The following is a 20315-nucleotide window of genomic DNA, read 5'->3' as shown; positions in this document are numbered from 1 at the left end:
CCTTCTAGTATCTGATTCTTTTATTGTATACGATATAATCGTCTTTTAGAAATAATCGAACTTATTTCTCCTTCATTTTCAAGACCAGAAATACATAAATTATCATGGATGCAACTATTGACACTGCTGATGCTATGTATATGGTGGAATAGCTGAAAAATGAAGCAACCTGGCCAAATCCAATTGCACCGATTCCCACTCCGAGGTCAAAAGAGGAAAAAAAGGTCGCGTTGGCCATGCCTTTACGATTGTTGGGCGCCCGATCGACGGCCCATGCTTGTAGTGCCGGCTGTACACCACCAAATCCTAGTCCAAATAATCCTGCCGCAACCAACATTGAGGTTGTATTCGGTAACCAGGATAGAAGGAGCATAGATATAAAAATAAGCAATGCTCCTGGGAGAAAAATATACCGATGCCCTTTCCGATCATAAAGTTTCCCGGCAAACGTTCTGGATACCATAATAAATATAGCAAAAACAAGAAAGTATAATTGTATGCCAGAAACATTTTGCTCCATTGCATGCAATGGAAGGAATGTTGCAATACCCCCAAAGGCTACTGTTATAAAAAATAGAAGAATCGATGGCTGTAATGCTGTTTTTTCAAAAATATCAAATCTCATCGACTTTGTTTTATGTGGTGATTGTTCTACCGCTACATAATGAATTTTTGCAGAAAATAGTAGTGCGATAAATCCAAAAGCAGCACAGATGAGAAAAAGCCAGGAAAATGGAAGGATACCTGCAAGAGTTAGACCTAGAGCCGGACCGAAAGCAAGTGCAATATTACCGGAAAGACCAAAGTAGCCCATACCCTCTCCCCGCCTTTTCGGTGGAATGAGATCCGTTGCAATTGTGCCTCCTGCTGTTGTGGAAAACCCCCAACCAATTCCTTGCACCATACGTATGATGATTAAAAGAAACATACTTGCTGTAAATGCATAGGCGCCGACGGCAATTACAAATATCCCGAGACCTACCATGTAAACAAATCCTCGGCCTTTTGATTCCAAGGCGTGACCAGCATACGGTCGAATAAGCAGTGCCGAAAATGTAAAAATCCCTACAATCATCCCTACCATCTGGTCACTTCCACCAAGTTCCTTAACGAATAACGGAATGGTTGGTAAGGTCATTTGAAACCCGAGAAAAACAAAAAAGTTAGCAATCCAAATAAACAAAAAATCACGTGTCCAAATTTTGTTCTGTACCGGTATAACTTGCCCCTTTGCCTGCTGATCCATAGAAAACTCCCTCTGCCCGTCATTAATAGAATATTATACAGGAGACTGAACGCAAAAGAAATGAATCAATTGTCAGGCGATTAAAATATGGTATACTTTAATTAGATATTAAATATAATAAAAAGGCCCAGCTGTCACTGGGCCATCAGATAAGCGGTTCCCAAGTGGAATCGGCTGCTGACTGCAAAGGCCTCTCCTTACTAACTTTAGAAGGCTAATAGGGAGGCCTATTTTTTATTGATCAAAGTAGTGACCAATGCGAGCAATGCAATCAGAAATGTACCAAAACTCCCCAAAACCATCATCACTTCATACATGCTCATAGGCATTCCCCCCTTCTTAAAAAGGGTTAGCCATATACAACATGAGAACATTATCTTCGTCTATTATAGCATAATCATCACTTAAAACAGAACATATATTCTATTTAGGCGGAAATTGATTCTATTGGACTACTTTCGTTTATTCTCCAATTACACCACAAGCAATTCTATCTCCAGCATCACCTGAGGGTTGAGAAATATAATCGTCTGCACCGGAATGGATGATTAAAGCTGTTCCATCTTCCGTATACAATGTATTCTCAGCTCCCTGTTCCAGGGTTACCATATCGGCAATCACTTCCACATTTACCGTACCATCATCAGAGACAACAATATTTTCAAGGTCTCCTGCGTGTGGTCCTTCCGGATGTTCGAAACCGTGTTTTGCGTCAGTAGGATTATAGTGACCACCTGCCGATTCAAAATCGGGTGGCTCACATACTCCCGCTTCGTGGATATGAAATCCGTGAGTTCCGGGCGGAAGATTTTCACCTTCCAAATGAATGCTAACTCCAGAATCGTCTTCCGTTAATGTTGCTGTACCAACTACCACGTCTTCTGCATTTTTCAACGAAACTAAAACTTCTTCCTCTGCAGTAGCATTTGTCTCCTGTGCCTGTTCTTCATTAGTTGGATCACTTTCTGATGATGTACCCTCTTGATTCTGTGTATTCGTTTCTTCCTCATTGTCAGTCCCACATGCACTTAAAAATATAGCAACTAACAATACGATTATAATTGTCATCCCACGTTTCATTTTACGCAATCTCCTTTCATCGATTATATATTACGTATGTTTCACAATCTGATAGGAAAATAAACATTTATGAATGAATATTGTTATCCATTACATAGCAAAAGAGCCAATCCTGTCTCAGAATTAGCTCTTTTAAAATATATTTATGCAACGACTACTTCTTTTTTTACTTTATCTTTAATGATTGGAGTGTGGTCTTTCAAGAAAGGTAATACCCATCTGTCCAACCCATATCTACCTGCATTAAATCCAGCTACAATCAGGAAGACTGTAATAACTACCATTTGTGCATTTGTGCTAACTGTTCCACTGAATAGGAAGGCAAAGTTCATTGTAATCCCCATCAGTGCAGCGAAGTTTGTGAAGATACCTAGAATTAGTGCTGCACCTACTAATACTTCGCCCCACATTACCACAAAGCTGAACAATCCTGCGTTTGGCACTGCAACAGTGTTGAGGAATGTTCCCCACCAAGCTTGCACGGTAGCACCTTCTCCTGCAGAGTTTGCAACGGCTCCTTGAATGAAACCACTTGCATCAAATCCACCACTAGTAACTTTTCCAAGACCACCCATTAACCATGTATACCCAATATAAACTCTGAGGATCGTCAATATTCCTGCTACCACTTTGTTGTTACGAATGAAATCCATAAACATAACATCCATCTCCTTTAATATAATATAATTTCATTATGACCTTGTTCACTGTTTCACAATATATTGTAAGTGTGTTCCTTGGTACATTCATAATATAACAGGATTTCAACCATTTGAAAATAGTATTGTGAAGTATTTCACATTTTGGAAACAAATTTGTGTCTTTTTTATGAACGAAATGACTTTAAGGACATGAAAAGACGGATGTTATACTTATATAAAGGCTGCTTACTAAACGTTTGGCTATGCGAAGACTATAAGAACTTAAGATGAGAACCTAAAAAAGTTGCATATATTAAGAAACTTTCTGATGTCTTATTCGTACTAAGTAATAGTGATAATGCTTATCTTTACTAACAGTAGGAATCTCAGAAAATAAAAAGGTGGGAATTACGAATGGAAACGATGTTAACGGTTAATGGACTCGAGAAATCCTTCAAAGACAAAAAAGCACTAAAAGACATTTCATTTGACGTACGCAAGGGAGAGATCATGGCTATCCTTGGTCCGAATGGCGCTGGTAAATCAACGACAATACGAAATATCATGGGAATTATGTATCCCGATTCAGGCAGCATTACGTTTCATAATTATAGCGGAAAAGATATCCCAAGAAATAAAATTGGCTATTTGCCGGAAGAAAGAGGATTGTACAAAAACGTCAAAGTAATGGATATATTGCTTTATCTCGCAGACTTGAAAGATTATCCTCTTGATCAAGCGAAAGAACGAATACTTATGTATTTAAAAAAATTCGATTTAGAAGGCAAAGAAAATGTTTCTGTCGAAGAACTTTCCAAAGGGATGGGGCAAAAGGTACAATTTATTGGATCTATTATCCACGAACCCGAACTGCTTATTTTAGATGAACCATTCTCCGGTCTTGATCCGGTTAGTCAGGAAGTATTCAAAGAAGAAATTCGCAGTCTCGCCAATAATGGAACCGCCATTTTACTATCATCCCATCAAATGAATTTGGTGGAAGAGATGTGTGATCGCCTGTTTATGATTCAACGGGGAGAAAAAGTCATTTACGGTACGTTGGATGATGTTAAAAAACAATATGCAAATTTCAAATGTACGATTCATGGAAGAAACAAAATTGGAGATTTAGAAAATCTTCCCGAAGTGCTCCGTGTAGAACAAAAGGATGACACAACCATCCTACATCTGGATAAAGATGTGGAACCATCGATTTGGTTGAAAAATCTCCCTGATCACCTTGTCATCCATGAGTTAAAAATAAATCGAATCTCTTTACACGAAATATTTATCGATATTGCAACAGATAAGAATTTACTGAAGGAAGATGGTGTCGTACATGCGTAACTCGATGAAAGTTGCCAAATGGGAAATTAAACGAAATATGAAAAACAAAACCTTCCTTATTGGGTTATTTATCTCACCGATTCTTTTCCTGGTCTTTATGTTTATTGGAAGTCTGTTTGGTGATTCAGATAGTGATGAGGCAGAAACTACCACTGTTTTTGTAAATGACCAATTGGGAGTATATCCTGCACTAGAGGAAACCGTCGAACAAGGTGAATTTAACTGGGAAATGGAAACGACAGAATTAACCGAATCAGAAGTTCCGGATTTGGCTGAAAGTGAAAATACAGCATATATTTTTATCTCTGATGAGACATTGGAAAGTGGCGCTGTTCCTGTCTATATGAGCGAGGACATGGATCCTTTTTTCATAAACCAAGTACAGGTATTAGGTACCCCCCTTCAAGCGATGAAGATTGCTGAGCTTGGATTCTCAGAAGAGGAAGCCGCAACCGTCCTGCAAGGGGTAGCCTTTGTTGAAACAACTGTCGATAAGGGTACATCCGAGGAACCATCAGCAGAAGTGGATGGGCTTGGTGATGGCTCGATGGAACGAATCGTACCAGGAATTTTTGCTGGTGTCATTATGTTATCCATTGTGTTCACCGGAATGGCCATCTTTCAAAGTGCTTCACAGGAGAAAAAAGACAAAATTGCCGAAATTATATTATCATCTTTAACCCCTTCTGAGCTAATGCAAGGGAAAATCATTGGATATTTTGTGTTAGGACTTATTCAAGTTGTTGTCTTTATCGGGCTTCTCTTTCCTTTTGTCCTGTGGAAAACCGATATTCCAGTTATTGAATACTTACTCGTACCAGAAACTGCATTATTAGTTGGAATTGCTATTCTTAGTTATTTAATGTTCGCGTCTATATTCGTTGGAATTGGTGCAACAATGGCTGACGTGTCAACAGCAGGAAACTTCCAAGGGATGGTAATGATGCTTCCATTCTTACCATTTATTATGATCGGACCTGTGCTCAGTGATCCGAATGGCCTCGTTGCACAAGTCGGGACCTATATTCCATTTACAGCTCCTGGGGTTCTGATTATGCGTCTAACAATGCTTGAAGAATGGCCATGGATAGAAATTATTATTTCACTTGTCATTATAATCGTAAGTATACTGATTTTCATGAAACTCGCTGGTAAGATATTTAAAGTAGGCATTTTAATGTATGGGAAAAATGCAACGCCAGGTGAAATATGGAAGTGGATTCGAGCTTAAATTATTAATTAGAGAGGTACTACGGGGCATTAAACATCTATAAATTTCTAATATAAATTATAACCATTCCTTTTCAAGGTCGTGTATACTATAATTAATAGTATAGTATATTAGGATTTGCTTACGTAGTAGGAGGGAATTGTTCATGCTTATCGCTGTGATTGCTGTTTGTGTTAGTCTGTCTATTAGTCTTATCATTGCAAGTGAGGTATGGGACTGATTTTTTGTACTTTACTCCAGAAATCGAGAATAATTTTATTGTTTATTTCTAACGAATCATGAATTATAAAAAATGGCAAGTACCTCCATGGTGCCTGCCATTTTGCATTCTAAACCTTTAGTTTGCCACCATCCGATGTGGTTTTTTCAATAAATCATTGAAAAAACCTTTCATTTTTACATGTTATTGGTTTTCGTTTCATATACTTCTATGAACGGATTAAAATATATAGTCTTATGTACTTTTTAGCTTTTACCTTCAAGGAGGATGAATATGAAGATAATCGTCTTTCACGGTTCAACCCGTGTTAATGGAAATACAGAATTTTTAACTTATCAGGCTGTTCCAAAAGAAAAAGGAACGCATATTTATTTACGTGATTATAATGTCCTTCCAATTATTGATCAGCGGCATGATGAAGGTGGTTTTAATGAAGTTGAAGATCATCACAAAGGACTTATAGACCAGATGCTTTCCCACGATATAATTGTATTTTCCACACCCATTTATTGGTACAGTATGTCCGGTCCAATGAAACTATTCATTGATCGTTGGTCCCAAATATTAAGAGATCCTGCTTATGTAGATTTTCGAAAAGAATTATCAAAAAAGCACGTTTATCTGATTGCAGTCGGAGGAGACACTCCGATGGTTAAAGGTCTTCCACTTGTCCAGCAATTCAATTATATATGCCAGTTTTATAATATGAGTTTCGAAGGGTATGTTATTGGCAAGGCAAGCAAACCTGGAGAAATCACGAAGGATACAGCCGCATTAAAAGCTGCTTCCATGCTGATTAAATGATGAACGGCATCCACAGCAGTTATCTCCGTTATTCAATCGAGAAAAGCATCCTATAAAATGCGTGGTGAGTAATGCTATCAGCACGCTTTTATGATGCAAAAATCACCTTCCATTCTCCTCCTTCTGTTCTATCAACCTCTCCCCATCTATTTTACCTATATGAGCTATTCTCTATCTTTACCCTTCTCTTTTATAGTTAATTTTAATTATACCTCTTGGATTGCTAGTCCATTATAATGGTTTTTGTTGAAAATTGTTTGAATTCCTCTTGTGCGGGCAATGGTAAACTACTATTATTAATTTAATAGATTTAATTTTAAGAGGAGGAACAAATGAAATACTTTCGAAACTTAATAGCAGTCATAGGGATTCTTGTCTTATTATCTACTTTTTTACCGAATTTTGCATATGCTAATGAAGGACAAACCTATGAAGTTCATTCAACCATTTTGAATGTACGTAGTGAACCTGCTGCAGGTTCACAAATAGTCGGATTGCTCCAAAAGGGAAATCATGTGATGGCATTCGAGGAACAACATGGATGGGTACAAACCTATTACGGGGGAAAAGAAGCTTGGGTGGCTATGCACCACTTAATTCCAATTGGGAACACACATCAAAATAATTCAACCGTTTCCCAAACATCCTCTGAGATGATTACTATCACAGCAACCAGTGTCAATGTTCGTTCAGGACCTGGAATGGATTATTCCATTATCGATTCAACAAGATCAGGTGATACATACAACATAGTAGAAACTTCAGGAGACTGGCATAAAGTTAATTTGGGAAATGGCTCTACTGGATGGATTGCAGCATGGTTAACAGATTCTAATCATACCTCTGAGACACAAGTTGCATCTTTAACTACCGATACAAGTAGCAGTGATAGCAAACCTGCCTCCAATCGTTCATTGGAAGGCTTTACGATCGTACTTGATCCCGGTCATGGAGGAAATGATCCCGGTGCGATTGGCCTTGGAGGAATATTTGAAAAAGATTTAGTATCCTCCACTGCAACTAAAGTAGAAGATCAATTACGAGATGCAGGAGCAAATGTGATAACCACTCGTTCTGGTGATTATTATGTTTCTCTAAATGAGCGCGTAAATATTAGTAACACCAATCATACGGATGCATTTATAAGTCTTCATTTTGATTCTTACCCTGTTCTATCGGTGAAAGGAGTAAGTACATATTATGCCGACAGCACCGATCGCAAACTGGCACAAAATATCCAATCAACCTTAGCTTCATCCGTAAATCTGAACAACCGTGGCCTTATGCAGGGAAATTATCGTGTTCTACGTAATACAACTGCTCCATCTGTTTTGGTAGAATTAGGATTCATTTCCAATCCTAATGACCTCGCTATTATCCAAGCAGCAGAATATCAAAATCAAGTCGCCAAAGCAATCACTAACGGCCTAATCCAATACTTTCACTAGGTGCCTGTCACTCCCCGAATTTTGTCGAATTTGAGGAGTGACAGTGCTATGTTATACTATAGGCATTAATTTTATAAGCGAGGTTTGGACATGAATGAAAAATTGCAGGAAATTATTGACTTAACAGCTGAAAAGTTTCACCTTGATCATTATTTTTTGAAAAGGCATCATATCTTTCAGGAACAATCGAACATGGAGGAAACATCCTATATTTTGAATATGGAGTGGTTTCCGAAAGATGCCGATGAAACCGATGAAGATTACAATCCTTCCGGTACTGCCAGCATTGATGTGGACCTTCACTCTAAATTGGTAAAACGAATTATCTTTGTTAATGGTGAAAATAAAACCGATGCTGATTTCCCTCTAGCGGCAAGTACGGAACTTGCTATCGAATGGATCGAAAAAGAGACGGGACTGGAGTTTGGCAGACAATTTAAACTGATTCATGAAGAAGAAAAAGAACTCCTCTTCCAGGCAGCAGTTGATAATGTAGCCGTATTTCCCTCCGGGTCCATTGAAATGGAACATAATGAGGAAGGAAAGCTGTCCTTGTTTTCCGTCGATGGAATCTTTCCAAATGAAGATCAGCTGAACTGGGAGCCATTTGCATTAACAGCAGAACAAATTGACCCAATCGTAAAGTCACAAAGCAAATTGCTCGAAATTCCACTTGAAAACGAAGAAAAATGGGAGGCAATTTTCGGGACCGCAACGGTTTTTGTAACGAATGATGGAAAGCGCACGATTTCTTTTGAAGAAGTAGAGAGCCCAAAATCCTATAAACAAAAAGATGTTCTTCTGGAATGGGTGGAGCCAATTCAAGAAAGATTTTCAAAACGAGAAATTGATCTTTCATTAGAAGCAACTCCTGAAGAAGTTTTTAATGTTGAACAGGCTCCAACCAATGAGGAATTAACAATGGATGATCAGCAACATGCTGAGAAAGCAAGCAGAGATTTCCTCCGAAGTGAATTCCCTGATGATAGCGGAAAATGGAAGTTAACAGGCTTATGGCGCGAAAAGGGGTATATTTTTGCTCAACTAAAACCAGCTGCACCCGATGCACGCGTGATCGATCGGAAAATTAAACTCATCATTGATGAAAAAAATTACCAGCCTGTTAACTATACAGATAATAGCATCATCTTAGATATGTTTGAGCATTTCGAAAAAGCCGAAGATCCAAAGCTTACCAAAGAGGAAGCATTTGAAAAATTACGTAAGCATATTGAAATTACCCCCGTATATGTGTTTGATAAAAAGCAAAATCGCTATATTTTATGCGGAAAAATCGATTGTGAATATGGTGTAGATGCTGTTACAGGTGACGTTGTATTACTGAATGAAATTTAGAAATGAAAGAGGCATGAGGCTTAGCGTAAACCCCTAAGCTTCATGCCTCCTATTATTTTAGTCACATTAGACTACAGGTCATCAAATCCATTTAAATCACTCGTCTTTGTATATTGCCGTGATTTCTGTTCGAAGAAATCGGTCTTTGTACCATCGAAATTATCCACATAGGCTCGAATCCATTTCATCGGGTTATCCACATGTTCTGGATAAACCTCACTTAATCCCATCATTCGCAGCATCTTATTGGCACGATATTTAATATAACCGGCCATTTCATCCAAATCAATACCCTCTACGTCTTCTAAAACATAATTGGACCACTCTATTTCCAAAACAACTGATTCTTGAAAATGAGTATATACCCAATCGGTAAAATCCTCGGTATTGTATTCCGGGTTTTCTGCGAGTGTAGCTCGAAACAATTCCGCGATAAAGCGTCCATGTTCCAGTTCATCACGATTAATATAACTGATCATTGTCGATGTACCGACCATTTTATTTTGCCGTGCCAGATTATAGAAAAAAGCAAACCCTGAATAAAAAAACATTCCTTCCAATAAGGATGTGTATACCAATGTTTTTAAAATATTTTCCATTGTTGGGTTATCCACAAAGTTATTATATTGCTCCACCAGGTTGGCATTTCGCTTAAGCAACACTGCATCTGTTCTCCCAAGTTGGAATGCTTTATTTTGTTCGTCCAGTGAAACAACGGAGGATAACACATAGGAATAACTTTCATTATGCACAGCTTCCTGTTGCGCGATGACTGCCATAATTGATTGGACAGCAGGATCTGTGGCATATAAAGATATCAACAATGCAGTTCTCGTTTGTGGTGCATCCAATGTGGATAACAGGCCAATTATTTTGAGATATGCTTCGCGTTCTTCAGTAGTCAAGGATGAAAATTGCTTTACATCACTGGACATATTCACCTCATCCGCCTGCCAATAATTTCCGACTAATCGCTTATACATTTTATGCCAATGTGGATAAGCAATATCATTCCAGTTGAGAATTCCACTCGATTTCCCACCAAATAGGGCGGTTGACTTGTTTGGATTTAATGGTTCCAATGTTTTCGCCTTTTCAAGCAAAGCTCTTGGCATGGCACAACACTCCTTCTACCCATAATTTAACTTTTTGTTCCTGACTTCCCCTTGGCGACTGCTCAATTTTCAAACCGCTCCACTTACTTTCATAAAATTTCCACAACTTATCCACAGCTCTGCAAAACAACTCGTCTCCACCGAATTGAGTGTCCCCAGTCCCAAATATCGCAATATTGTTTGGTTTATACCCAATTTCAAGGACAAAATCCTTTATTTCAACTGGTGTTTTTCCCATTTCCCATGTAAATGTGCCGATAAAAATATAATCGTAACGTTCAGGATTTATTGGTGCATCGATTCCAATACGATGGTTATCCACAGTGATACCTTCATCTTTTAATTTCCCTTCCACGATCTCGGCGACCTCTTTGGTGTTCCCACTATAGGATATATATGCTATAAGTGCCCTCAACTTTGACACCACTCACATTCTTCGACATCGTTGGATGTTGATCGTACATAATACGTGGTCTTCAGCCCTTCCCGCCATGCCTGGAGATGAAGATCGAGTAAAACAGATGCCCGAATGGTATTTGGAACATAAAAGTTAAATGATATACTTTGGTCAATATGTTTCTGTCTGACAGCATTCTGCTTAATCGACCAGCGCTGATCGACAATATAAGCGGAACGGCGGTAAATATCGTACGTATGATGATTTAAGTCTGGTGCTGTTACCGGAATCTTAAAGTCCTTTTTCTCCTCATTGTAAAATACATTAAAAATCGGATCGATGCTTGCGGTGGAACCTGCAATCATTGCGGTCGTTGAGTTAGGAGCCACAGCCATTAAATAGCCGTTACGCATGCCATGCATGGTAACCTCTGCCCAAAGAGCGACCCATGCTTCACTTCGATAACCCTTTTCCGTAAAATAAGCACCCGTACTCCACTTACTACCTTCAAATGCTGGATAACTCCCTTTTTCCTTACTCAGTTCCATACTATTTTTTATCGTTAGAAAGGCAACCTTTTCATACAGTTCATCAGCATAACTAACTGCTTCTTCTGTTTCCCATTTTATATTTTCAAGGGCAAGAAGATGGTGCCAACCGAATGTACCAAGTCCGATTGCACGGTATTTTTTATTCGTCAGTTCTGCTTGCTTTATCGGCAATGTGTTGATATCAATCACATTATCAAGCATGCGTACTTGAATTTTTATCAGACGATCCAGCACATTATCCGGAACTGCTTTTCCGAGATTTATCGAGCTTAAATTACAAACAACATAATCACCTGCTTGATACTTTTTAATAATGGTATTTTCGTTTTCAAGAAATTCCTCTACAAATTGAGTTGGGGACTGATTCTGGGTAATTTCAGTACATAAATTGGAACAATAAATCATTCCGTTATGTGAATTGCTGTTCTGCCTATTAACTTCATCCCGATAAAACATAAACGGAGTTCCTGACTCAAGCTGTGATTTCATAATCCGCTTCATAATATCTATGGCAGCTATCTTCTTCCTGGAGAGCGTATCCGATTGTATACAAGCTTCATACTTCCTCCGCCATTCGCCATTTCCTTTTTCCTCATCATAAAAATCCTCGAGCGAAAAGCCCATCACTTGGCGTACTTCATGAGGATCGAATAAATACCAGTCTTCCCGTTTATCGACCTTTTCCATAAAATAATCCGGTAAACTGACGCCTGTGAAAATATCATGGGCGCGCATGCGATCGTCCCCATTATTCAGCTTCAAGTCCAGAAATGATTCGATATCTTTGTGCCAAACATCTAGATAGATGGCAATTGCACCTTTTCTCGTACCAAGTTGGTCAACACTTACCGCTGTATTATTTAATTGCTTAATCCACGGAACTACGCCACTGGACATGCCTTTAAATCCTTTAATAGAGCTCCCTCTGGCACGTATTTTCCCCATATAGACACCTATGCCCCCACCGTTTTTGGAGAGCTTGGCGATATCTGTATTGCTGTCATAGATGGATTGCAGGCTGTCATCCACCGTATCAATAAAACAGCTGGATAGCTGTCCATGTGTCTTTCCTGCATTTGTGAGTGTCGGCGTTGCCACTGTCATATAAAGATTACTCAAAGCCCAATAAGCTTCCTCCACCAGCTTGGAGCGCTTTGATAAGTCTTCATCCTGCATTAAATACATCGCTATAATCATCCAGCGCTCCTGGGGAAGTTCATAAATCTGCTTGTTATGATCTGTTGCCAGATAACGCGTTGCAATTGTATAAATACCTAAGTAGTTAAATAGATAATCTCGATCTGGTTGAATTAGCCTCTCAAAAAAATCCATTTCTGTTTTCGAGTATTTGGAATAAAGGTTTGGTGCATATATCCCTTTATCGGTTAACATTTGTATCAAATGATACAGCGATCCATAGCGTGAATCCTCGCTATAGTTTCGATTGGCCGCTGCCTTACGATAAAGCTCCTTCAAATAAATTCTTGCTGCCGCAAACGTCCAGTCTGGGTTCGACTCATCGATGTTTTCCAAGGCTATTTTTATAAGGATATCCATAGCTTTTTCTTCCGGTGTATCCTGATTGATTGTTTTCATTGCCTTATCCATCAATTGGTTTGCTTCTACGGATAGTCCTTTCGTAGATTCGTTAATCGTCTGCAAAACTTTTTCCTGTTGGTTAATGGTTCCTGTAATCATCATATCTACCTCCTAATATCTATATGTACAATGAAAAAGCCGTTCTTCCCCAATGGATGAACGGCTATAAAACGACAGAAATAGTTTGTATTTCTATCCTTTCATAATCTCTCATCCCGGAGAAGTGAAACTCAAAGTTAAAGGCAGGTCTCCTGACTTGTGCATCGTTTTACTAGAGTCCTTCCCATATTGCTGCCGTTAAACAAACAATATAGTGGTATTCTCGTTCATCCACACTTACAGTTGCGGGGACAGTCCCGGAATTTAACCGAGTTCCCTTTTAAGACATGATGTCATGTCACCTTTACTTTATATACAATATATAGTATTTTAAAATCCAAATAAGTCAATATCTAGTGTTAAGAGTAGCATAATGAAATTACTTATGCAATCTTTTTCTATCGTTCATTTCTAGATTGATAGATTTCTTAAGGTTCCGTCTAATAGAAACTGTAACATAAAAAATACACACGCACATTCAACAAACGGCGTGTGTATTTCGTTTAAAATTATTTATCATCTTTTTACCCCAAAACTACCCGATCGTCTTCAAATTGCTCCCCACGTATACGCTGGAACTCATTCAATAGATCTTTTACGGTAAGTTCCTGTTTGGCTTCTCCTTTTGCTTCAAATATAATTTGACCTTTATCCATCATAATTAATCTGTTTCCAAGGTCCAAGGCCTGTTGCATATTATGCGTCACCATTAACGTCGTTAGGCCAGATTCGCGGACTACTTTTTCAGTTAGTGATGTTATCAATTCCGCACGGGATGGATCCAATGCTGCCGTATGCTCATCAAGCAGGAGAATATTCGGTTGGGTAAATGTTGCCATTAATAACGAGAGTGCCTGTCTTTCACCACCCGACAGCAAACCGACCTTGGCGGATAGACGGTCTTCCAATCCAAGGTTCAATGTTTTTAACTGTTCCCGAAATAAATCTTTTCTTTTCTTCGTTACTCCAGATTTTAATTTTCTTTTTTTGTCACGTGAGTAAGCCATCGCCAGATTTTCTTCAATTGTCATGGATGGTGCTGTCCCTGCCATTGGGTCCTGGAAAACCCTTCCGATAAATGCAGATCTTTTGTATTCAGGCAGATGAACCACCTGTTTTCCGTCAATGATAACATCTCCAACATCAGGCTGAATGTTACCGGAAATCACGTTCATCAATGTTGATTTACCTGCACCATTACTACCGATTACCGTTACAAAGTCTCCTTGTTGCAATTCCAAATTTATACCGTTTAATGCTTTTTTCTCATCCAGCGTACCTTCGTTAAAAGTTACGGAAATATTAGCGATATTAAGCATGATTTTCCCCTCCTGACTGAGCACTAAGCTGTTGACGTTTTAGAAGTCTTCGTTTCTTTTCTTTTCTCGCGTGGAATATTCTTGGGCCAACTAATGCAATAATAACAATAATTGCCGTGATCAATTTCATATCGCCTGTCTCTAGAAAGTCTACTCGAAGTGCAAGCGTAACAATCATACGATAGATAATCGCTCCGCCGATGACTGCCAGTGTTGCTCTAGCAATTGTTTTTGTACCAAAGAGCGCTTCACCGATAATAACGGATGCAAGACCAATGACGATCATTCCGATACCCATATTTACGTCGGCAAATCCCCCGAGCTGACCGATTAACGCACCAGAAAGTGCCACAAGTCCATTCGACAATCCAACACCGACAATCGTTAGGTTATCTGTATTAGCTGAGAGACTTCGGATCATCTTTTTATTGTCCCCAATCGCTCTTAACGCCAATCCTACTTCCGTTTTCAAATAAAAGTCTGTAATCAGCTTAATGGCAATGGTAACAATGAGCATAATCAATACAATTCCCCAAGTATTCGGGAACCGATCTAATCCGAAAGCGGCAAGAAGCCCATTTAACGCATTATCTATTCCAGTCATCGTCCAAATGGAATTCAACTGTTTAAATACTGTCGTTTCATTAAGCATGGATAATGTAGGCTGACCCAAAATTCTGAGGTTAATTGAATAGAGGGCAGTCATCATCAAAATCCCTGCAAGCAGTGCATTTACTTTACCTTTTGTATGTAATAAACCAGTTATACATCCCGCAATAAATCCAGCAAGCAATGCAAACAATGTTGCAAGCACTGGAGGGACGCCATTTACAATGGATAGAGCTGCTACTGCTGCTCCTGTAACAAAGCTTCCATCAACTGTCAGATCAGGAAAATCTAATACACGGAAGGTTAAGTAAACGCCTAAAGCCATAATGGCATAAATAACTCCTGATTCCACAGCACCGAACATTGATATAAACATAATTCTTTCCTCCCGCTACGTCTAAGTAAAAGTATTTATAAAAAATATTGATTAGTTCAGATAATATTAAAGGAGCCAGATAAGATAAATATCCGGCCCCAACAAGATTATTACTCTACGAATTGTGCCTGATCGTCCCATTCAGAATTCCACTCAATACCTTGTTCTTCAGCAGCTTGCTTATTCATAAATAATTGTATTTCCGGTGGATATTCAGCAGGGAAATCACTTGGTGACTTCTCACCTGTCAAGATTTCTACAGCCATTTCTCCAGTACGGTAACCAATTGTATGGTAATCAATACCGAATGTGGCAAAACCACCACCAGCTAGTGAATCAGGCTCACCTACAATTAGTGGAATATCCTGGTCATTTGCAACTCCAACTACACTATCCAAAGCAGATACTACCGTATTATCCGTAATGATGTAAAATACATCTGCCTCACCGACAAGTGTTGTTGCTGCCTGTTGTACTTCCGCAGAATTGGCTACTGTACGCTCAACGACTTCCAATCCTTGTTCCTCAGCTGCTGCTTTTACGGATTCAACTTGGGAAACAGAGTTTTGTTCACCAGCATTGTAGACCATACCAATCGTTGCACCTTCGAAATAAGTATTAATAAATTCCACGGTTGCATCAATTTGTTCTGGATGGAGGTCAACGACACCAGTAATATTTTCCCCAGCTTCATCCATTGATGGTACAAGACCTGCATCTACAGCATCTGTAACAGATGTGAAAACAATTGGAATATCACTTGTTGCCTGCAGTGCACCAAGCGCACTTGGCGTTGAGTTCGCAAATATTAAGTCAACATCATCTGCTGCAAATCCATCAGAAATCGGTTTTACATTGTTCTGATCATTCTGGGCACTTTGAAAATCATATTCCACCTCAAGACCAGCATCCGCCAAAGCATCTTTAAATCCTTCGTAGGCAGCATCAAGAGAAGGATGTTCCACAATCTGTGTCGCACCGACTTTATATGTATCTCCACCTTCTGAAGATCCGCTGTCCGCTTCATCATCAGAGCCACAAGCTGCCAATGTGATTATAGCAACAGCTACTACCATTAACATTAATAATTTTTTCACGGTTATTTCCCCCTATTCGACGATAATCGTTTTCTAAATATTTAAACGTGATTATATCATACTATTTATTCATTTGCGATAACTTTTTATAGTCCAGAAATATTGTTTAAAACAATCTTCCAAAAAGTTCCACTAATACTATGTACCTATGTATAAAAAAAGAGATGGTTTATGAAGCACCATCCCTGAAAATTATTCGTCTTTTGCCTGATTTTCTACATATTTTCCATAATCCGGGACTGCGATCGTCTTAAAATTTCTAACGAGTTTCTGAAGCCCTGCTGTTAATTCATCGCCAAAAATCGGTATACCATGGCCAGTCCCTGCAGCTGTAGGATGCAAAGCAGCAAGTTTTTGAACAGAAATCTCTGAAGCATCCCAGTCAGGTGTATAATACCTGGGTGGACCATTCACTTCTTTTGTTTGCATCACTACCTTTAGTAATTCGTCCTGCTTCACTGTTATAAAAGCATCTCCAGCTAGTAGGGCTTTGTCTGATTCACGGAAAAAAGATACGTGCCCCGGCGTATGACCAGGTGTATGCAGCCATTTCCATCCCGCCATCCCAGGCACTGTCCCATCTTCAGGTAATGGTGAAATATTCCTACCTAAATGGATTGGTTCCTCCGGGAAAAGGTCGGAAATCTTAGCAACCATTCCACCTTCAACACTTGAATCCGGATACGAATAGCTTTCTTCTCCTGTCAGAAAAGGAAGCTCCAGCGGATGAGCAAATACAGGAATATTCCATTTTTCCACAAGTTCTTCTGCTGCGCCAACATGGTCAAAATGCCCATGTGTTAAGATTAACGCTTTTGGTGTGGCATTTTCTCCGAAGAGTGTTTCCGCCTGCTCCATAATTTTATGGTAGGATTTTGGCATTCCAGCATCAACAAGTACCCAATTTTCTGTATGACCTACAAAGTACAAGTTTACAATCTGGTTGGTAAAGCAATGGACATCCTCTGCTACTTGTGTGAGCTTTCCACTTTTTATTGACGTCATTGGCATATACGTATCCTGTTTATTATTTTGTTCCATATAAATACCTCCCTAATAGCATTATGTACTCCGTTTTCCCACTTAATGACTGTATTTAACCTACTATTTTGTCGCTGCTAACGTAAATGCTTCGGGGGATTATTTTTATGATGCGTCCGCTTCACCTCAGCAAATAGATTCTCCTGTTGACTCGCAAGTACCGGTTGGCTGTTTAATTTTTGCAGGATTTCGCTGGCTCTGGCCTTATCTGGGTGAAATTCTCCAATAACTTCCGCCATTAATTGGGTAAGTGCTTGAAATTCCTTTTTCGTCACAGGCTGTGCCTCTTGTTTTAATATAAATCCGATTTTTCCGTTTGGTTCAAGTGTTGCCCATTCCACATCACTGATTTTCGAAATATTCTGCTGTCTGAGGTTCATTTCCAGTTGATCGACCGTAAGTCTAAGTTTTTTCAGGTTTTTTTCTTGTAATATCCCCTTTTCAATCAGAACTTTTGCATTTCCGGTAAGGATTCTTTCAAAAATATTACCTTTAATTTGAATATATTCCATAAAAATCAAGGTCAAAATTAAGATAAACCCTACCCCTATGGTTGTCCACACACTTTTACCTGCTAATGGTTGTATTAATAAGGAACCAATCCCAATCATGATGACGGTTTGTGCCAGTGTCATTTGAGATATAGACTTCCTACCTGCCAATCGCAACAGGAATGTACCTGCCAAAACAATAAGGATTGCTTTCCATACCCAATCAAAATCCATTATTCACATCCCCTTTCTATATGTTAGTTTTGCAAAATAATACATTTTTATCCGCTTACTAACATAAAAAAGTGCCATCCGTATTTAGATCGCACTTTTTAAACCTTAAGATGTTTTGAAATGAATTTCTGAAGATACTTCTTCGAATACATAAACCTTCTCTACATAAACCTGATGCCAAACCATGAACATTAGTACGGTCCATATCTTTCTTGAATAATCTCTTTTCCCGGCTAGATGGCTGTTAAGCAGGTCAAGTACAACCGATTTATCAATAACATAATCTGTTGCACTTTCTAGAATAAGTTCTTTCGCCCACGTATACATACTTCCCCTTAGCCAATGCTTTATCGGTACAGGAAAACCAAGCTTCTTCCGGTTCAGAACATGACCTGGTACAAATCCTTCTGCCGCTTTTCGTAAAACTGATTTTGTTGTACCATCTGCTATCTTATAATCAACGGGAATTCTGCTTGCAACTTCAAATACCTCTTTATCCAAAAAAGGGACACGAAGCTCCAATGAGTTGGCCATCGTCATTTTATCGGCTTTCAGCAGTATATCGCCAGTCAACCATGTATGCATATCAATATATTGCATCTGTTCGACAGGATGTCTGTTTTTAACTTGATTATAGAGCGCAGCAGTACGGGACTGATACGTAAAACGAGGGTCATAGTTTCTTAATAATTCCGATTTCTGTTTCTCCTCAAACATCTTTGCATTACCGATATACCTTTCCCGTAATGGGGTTGTGCCTCTCTCCAAGAAACTTTTTCCTTTCATTCCTTCCGGCAGCATTGCTGCAACACGATGAATCGCCTGAAGTAACCCTATTGGCATGTAGTTAAAATACTTTAATGATTCGGGTTCGCGATAAATATTGTATCCACCAAATAATTCATCCGCACCCTCACCAGAAAGCACTACTTTCACATGCTTTCTTGCTTCTCTTGCTACGAAATAGAGCGGGACACATGCCGGGTCAGCTAAAGGATCATCCATATGCCACATGATTTCAGGTAGACTCTCCAAAAACTCTTCTGGGGATATTATATAAGAGATATTTTCCACATTAAGATCTTCGGCACTTCTTTTGGCAAGATCTACTTCCGAGTAGCCCTGGTCTTCAAATCCTACGGAAAATGTTTTGATATCCGGTTGAAATTGCTTTGCCATCCCTACTATCAACGTGGAATCGATACCCCCAGATAGAAAAGACCCTACCGGAACATCACTTTGCAAATGTAATTTCACTGAATCGAGCATGACTTCTTTTACTCGATTCACAATCTGACATTCATTACCATAAACAGCATGGAATTGCGCTTGAAAATATGACCTAATTGTAACCGGCTCTCCCCAGTTCTTCACAAAATAATGTCCTGCAGGTAATTTCTTTACATGTTCCGTTATCGTTAGTGGGTCAGGGACATATTGAAAAGACATATAGTGCTGGAGAGCGTTTGTATCGACTGTCTCTGCTTGCGTTAAATGAGAAATGCTTTTCTTTTCTGATGCAAAAATCAGTTCATTTTCATTTTCTAAATAATAAAATGGTTTTATGCCAAATGAATCACGCGCTCCATACAGTTTTCTCTCCTTCTTATCCCAAATTACAATGGCAAACATTCCTCTGAGGGTTGAAAAAGCGCCTACTCCTTCATCTAAGAACAAGTTCGCTGCAACTTCCGTGTCCGAATCTGTATAAAAAGTATGGCCTTTATTCATTAACTGCTCTCTAATCTGTACATAGTTATAAATCTCCCCATTGAAAACCATCTTATAGCGATCTTCCCCAAAGTGAAAAGGCTGATGACCACCATCAATATCGATAATACTCAATCTTCGGAAAGCGAGTGCTATGTGTGAATCATGGTAGAAACCAACATCATCCGGCCCCCGATGTTTAATTAAATCGTTCGCTACTTTAATATCGTTTAAATGGTCCTCATTAAATTGGACCTGTTCCTTTAGTAATACTCCTAAAAAACCACACATAGCATTTTCACCT

General features: G+C 39.0%; 18 protein-coding genes and 1 riboswitch. Of the genes, 5 read left to right on the top strand and 13 right to left on the bottom strand.

Going from position 1 to position 20315, the window contains the following annotated elements; genetic code table 11:
• Positions 1-61: 61 nt before the first annotated feature.
• The 4 genes from ACFOUV_RS06365 to ACFOUV_RS06350 all read right to left on the bottom strand — a co-directional run bounded on the left by ACFOUV_RS06365 (position 62) and on the right by ACFOUV_RS06350 (position 2985).
• Entirely contained in the window at positions 62-1246 is a 1185-nt protein-coding gene (locus ACFOUV_RS06365) for an MFS transporter (protein ID WP_379495952.1), read from the bottom strand.
• A 227-nt stretch (positions 1247-1473) separates the two neighbouring features.
• Positions 1474-1569: a putative holin-like toxin gene (locus ACFOUV_RS06360; protein ID WP_157087709.1), complete on the bottom strand. Its 96-nt coding sequence runs from the start codon at positions 1567-1569 to the stop codon at positions 1474-1476.
• Between the two features lie 139 nt (positions 1570-1708).
• A complete protein-coding gene (locus ACFOUV_RS06355) occupies positions 1709-2326 on the bottom strand; it encodes a superoxide dismutase family protein (RefSeq protein WP_379495951.1) in 618 nt (205 codons plus the stop codon).
• Positions 2327-2469: 143 nt separating this feature from the next.
• Positions 2470-2985 (bottom strand): DoxX family protein, encoded by a 516-nt coding sequence (locus ACFOUV_RS06350; protein ID WP_379495950.1) that lies wholly within the window; start codon positions 2983-2985, stop codon positions 2470-2472.
• Between the two features lie 396 nt (positions 2986-3381).
• Here ACFOUV_RS06350 and ACFOUV_RS06345 point away from each other — a divergent pair, with 396 nt between their 5' ends.
• The 5 genes from ACFOUV_RS06345 to ACFOUV_RS06325 all read left to right on the top strand — a co-directional run bounded on the left by ACFOUV_RS06345 (position 3382) and on the right by ACFOUV_RS06325 (position 9373).
• Positions 3382-4314, top strand: coding sequence for an ABC transporter ATP-binding protein (locus tag ACFOUV_RS06345; RefSeq protein WP_379495949.1), 933 nt, complete (start codon positions 3382-3384; stop codon positions 4312-4314).
• Positions 4307-5545, top strand: coding sequence for an ABC transporter permease (locus ACFOUV_RS06340; protein ID WP_379495948.1), 1239 nt, complete (start codon positions 4307-4309; stop codon positions 5543-5545). Before ACFOUV_RS06345 ends, ACFOUV_RS06340 begins: the two co-directional genes overlap by 8 nt.
• Positions 5546-6038: 493 nt before the next feature.
• Positions 6039-6569, top strand: coding sequence for a flavodoxin family protein (locus ACFOUV_RS06335; protein ID WP_379495947.1), 531 nt, complete (start codon positions 6039-6041; stop codon positions 6567-6569).
• 332 nt (positions 6570-6901) lie between these two features.
• Positions 6902-8017 (top strand): N-acetylmuramoyl-L-alanine amidase, encoded by a 1116-nt coding sequence (locus ACFOUV_RS06330; RefSeq protein WP_379495946.1) that lies wholly within the window; start codon positions 6902-6904, stop codon positions 8015-8017.
• Between the two features lie 90 nt (positions 8018-8107).
• Positions 8108-9373 (top strand): hypothetical protein, encoded by a 1266-nt coding sequence (locus ACFOUV_RS06325; RefSeq protein WP_379495945.1) that lies wholly within the window; start codon positions 8108-8110, stop codon positions 9371-9373.
• Between the two features lie 71 nt (positions 9374-9444).
• Here ACFOUV_RS06325 and ACFOUV_RS06320 read toward each other — a convergent pair whose 3' ends face one another.
• The 9 genes from ACFOUV_RS06320 to asnB form a co-directional block, all read right to left on the bottom strand.
• Positions 9445-10488: a ribonucleotide-diphosphate reductase subunit beta gene (locus ACFOUV_RS06320; RefSeq protein ID WP_379495944.1), complete on the bottom strand. Its 1044-nt coding sequence runs from the start codon at positions 10486-10488 to the stop codon at positions 9445-9447.
• Positions 10469-10915, bottom strand: a complete 447-nt coding sequence (locus tag ACFOUV_RS06315) for a flavodoxin (RefSeq protein ID WP_379495943.1) — start codon at positions 10913-10915, stop codon at positions 10469-10471. The genes ACFOUV_RS06320 and ACFOUV_RS06315 overlap by 20 nt, the downstream gene beginning before the upstream one ends.
• The gene (locus ACFOUV_RS06310; RefSeq protein ID WP_379496006.1) at positions 10900-13134 is read right to left on the bottom strand and encodes a ribonucleoside-diphosphate reductase subunit alpha; all 2235 of its coding nucleotides are present in this window, start codon (positions 13132-13134) and stop codon (positions 10900-10902) included. The genes ACFOUV_RS06315 and ACFOUV_RS06310 overlap by 16 nt, the downstream gene beginning before the upstream one ends.
• A gap of 125 nt (positions 13135-13259) precedes the next feature.
• Positions 13260-13455: riboswitch (cobalamin riboswitch) on the bottom strand.
• Between the two features lie 203 nt (positions 13456-13658).
• Positions 13659-14453, bottom strand: a complete 795-nt coding sequence (locus tag ACFOUV_RS06305) for an ABC transporter ATP-binding protein (RefSeq protein WP_379495942.1) — start codon at positions 14451-14453, stop codon at positions 13659-13661.
• Positions 14446-15438, bottom strand: coding sequence for an ABC transporter permease (locus tag ACFOUV_RS06300; protein WP_379495941.1), 993 nt, complete (start codon positions 15436-15438; stop codon positions 14446-14448). Before ACFOUV_RS06300 ends, ACFOUV_RS06305 begins: the two co-directional genes overlap by 8 nt.
• Before the next feature lie 110 nt (positions 15439-15548).
• Complete coding sequence (locus ACFOUV_RS06295; RefSeq protein ID WP_379495940.1) at positions 15549-16535, bottom strand: ABC transporter substrate-binding protein; 987 nt, start codon at positions 16533-16535, stop codon at positions 15549-15551.
• A 192-nt stretch (positions 16536-16727) separates the two neighbouring features.
• Positions 16728-17576, bottom strand: a complete 849-nt coding sequence (locus tag ACFOUV_RS06290; protein ID WP_379495939.1) for an MBL fold metallo-hydrolase — start codon at positions 17574-17576, stop codon at positions 16728-16730.
• Positions 17577-17653: 77 nt separating this feature from the next.
• Complete coding sequence (locus ACFOUV_RS06285; protein WP_379495938.1) at positions 17654-18301, bottom strand: DUF421 domain-containing protein; 648 nt, start codon at positions 18299-18301, stop codon at positions 17654-17656.
• A 105-nt stretch (positions 18302-18406) separates the two neighbouring features.
• The gene (gene asnB, locus ACFOUV_RS06280; protein ID WP_379495937.1) at positions 18407-20302 is read right to left on the bottom strand and encodes an asparagine synthase (glutamine-hydrolyzing); all 1896 of its coding nucleotides are present in this window, start codon (positions 20300-20302) and stop codon (positions 18407-18409) included.
• Positions 20303-20315 lie beyond the last annotated feature (13 nt).

Origin of the sequence: Oceanobacillus longus (assembly GCF_042650085.1) — a bacterium.
Lineage (GTDB): Bacteria > Bacillota > Bacilli > Bacillales > Amphibacillaceae > Oceanobacillus > Oceanobacillus longus.
The sequence above is the reverse complement of the archived record's forward strand: the minus strand, read 5'-3'. Positions and strand labels throughout refer to the sequence as shown.

Coding starts and splice junctions, on each gene's coding strand:
- ACFOUV_RS06365 (WP_379495952.1), bottom strand. CDS start 1,246: ATGGATCAGCAGGCAAAGGGGCAAGTTATACCGGTACAGAACAAAATT.
- ACFOUV_RS06360 (WP_157087709.1), bottom strand. CDS start 1,569: ATGAGCATGTATGAAGTGATGATGGTTTTGGGGAGTTTTGGTACATTT.
- ACFOUV_RS06355 (WP_379495951.1), bottom strand. CDS start 2,326: ATGAAACGTGGGATGACAATTATAATCGTATTGTTAGTTGCTATATTT.
- ACFOUV_RS06350 (WP_379495950.1), bottom strand. CDS start 2,985: ATGTTTATGGATTTCATTCGTAACAACAAAGTGGTAGCAGGAATATTG.
- ACFOUV_RS06345 (WP_379495949.1), top strand. CDS start 3,382: ATGGAAACGATGTTAACGGTTAATGGACTCGAGAAATCCTTCAAAGAC.
- ACFOUV_RS06340 (WP_379495948.1), top strand. CDS start 4,307: ATGCGTAACTCGATGAAAGTTGCCAAATGGGAAATTAAACGAAATATG.
- ACFOUV_RS06335 (WP_379495947.1), top strand. CDS start 6,039: ATGAAGATAATCGTCTTTCACGGTTCAACCCGTGTTAATGGAAATACA.
- ACFOUV_RS06330 (WP_379495946.1), top strand. CDS start 6,902: ATGAAATACTTTCGAAACTTAATAGCAGTCATAGGGATTCTTGTCTTA.
- ACFOUV_RS06325 (WP_379495945.1), top strand. CDS start 8,108: ATGAATGAAAAATTGCAGGAAATTATTGACTTAACAGCTGAAAAGTTT.
- ACFOUV_RS06320 (WP_379495944.1), bottom strand. CDS start 10,488: ATGCCAAGAGCTTTGCTTGAAAAGGCGAAAACATTGGAACCATTAAAT.
- ACFOUV_RS06310 (WP_379496006.1), bottom strand. CDS start 13,134: ATGATTACAGGAACCATTAACCAACAGGAAAAAGTTTTGCAGACGATT.
- ACFOUV_RS06305 (WP_379495942.1), bottom strand. CDS start 14,453: ATGCTTAATATCGCTAATATTTCCGTAACTTTTAACGAAGGTACGCTG.
- ACFOUV_RS06300 (WP_379495941.1), bottom strand. CDS start 15,438: ATGTTTATATCAATGTTCGGTGCTGTGGAATCAGGAGTTATTTATGCC.
- ACFOUV_RS06290 (WP_379495939.1), bottom strand. CDS start 17,576: ATGGAACAAAATAATAAACAGGATACGTATATGCCAATGACGTCAATA.
- ACFOUV_RS06285 (WP_379495938.1), bottom strand. CDS start 18,301: ATGGATTTTGATTGGGTATGGAAAGCAATCCTTATTGTTTTGGCAGGT.
- asnB (WP_379495937.1), bottom strand. CDS start 20,302: ATGTGTGGTTTTTTAGGAGTATTACTAAAGGAACAGGTCCAATTTAAT.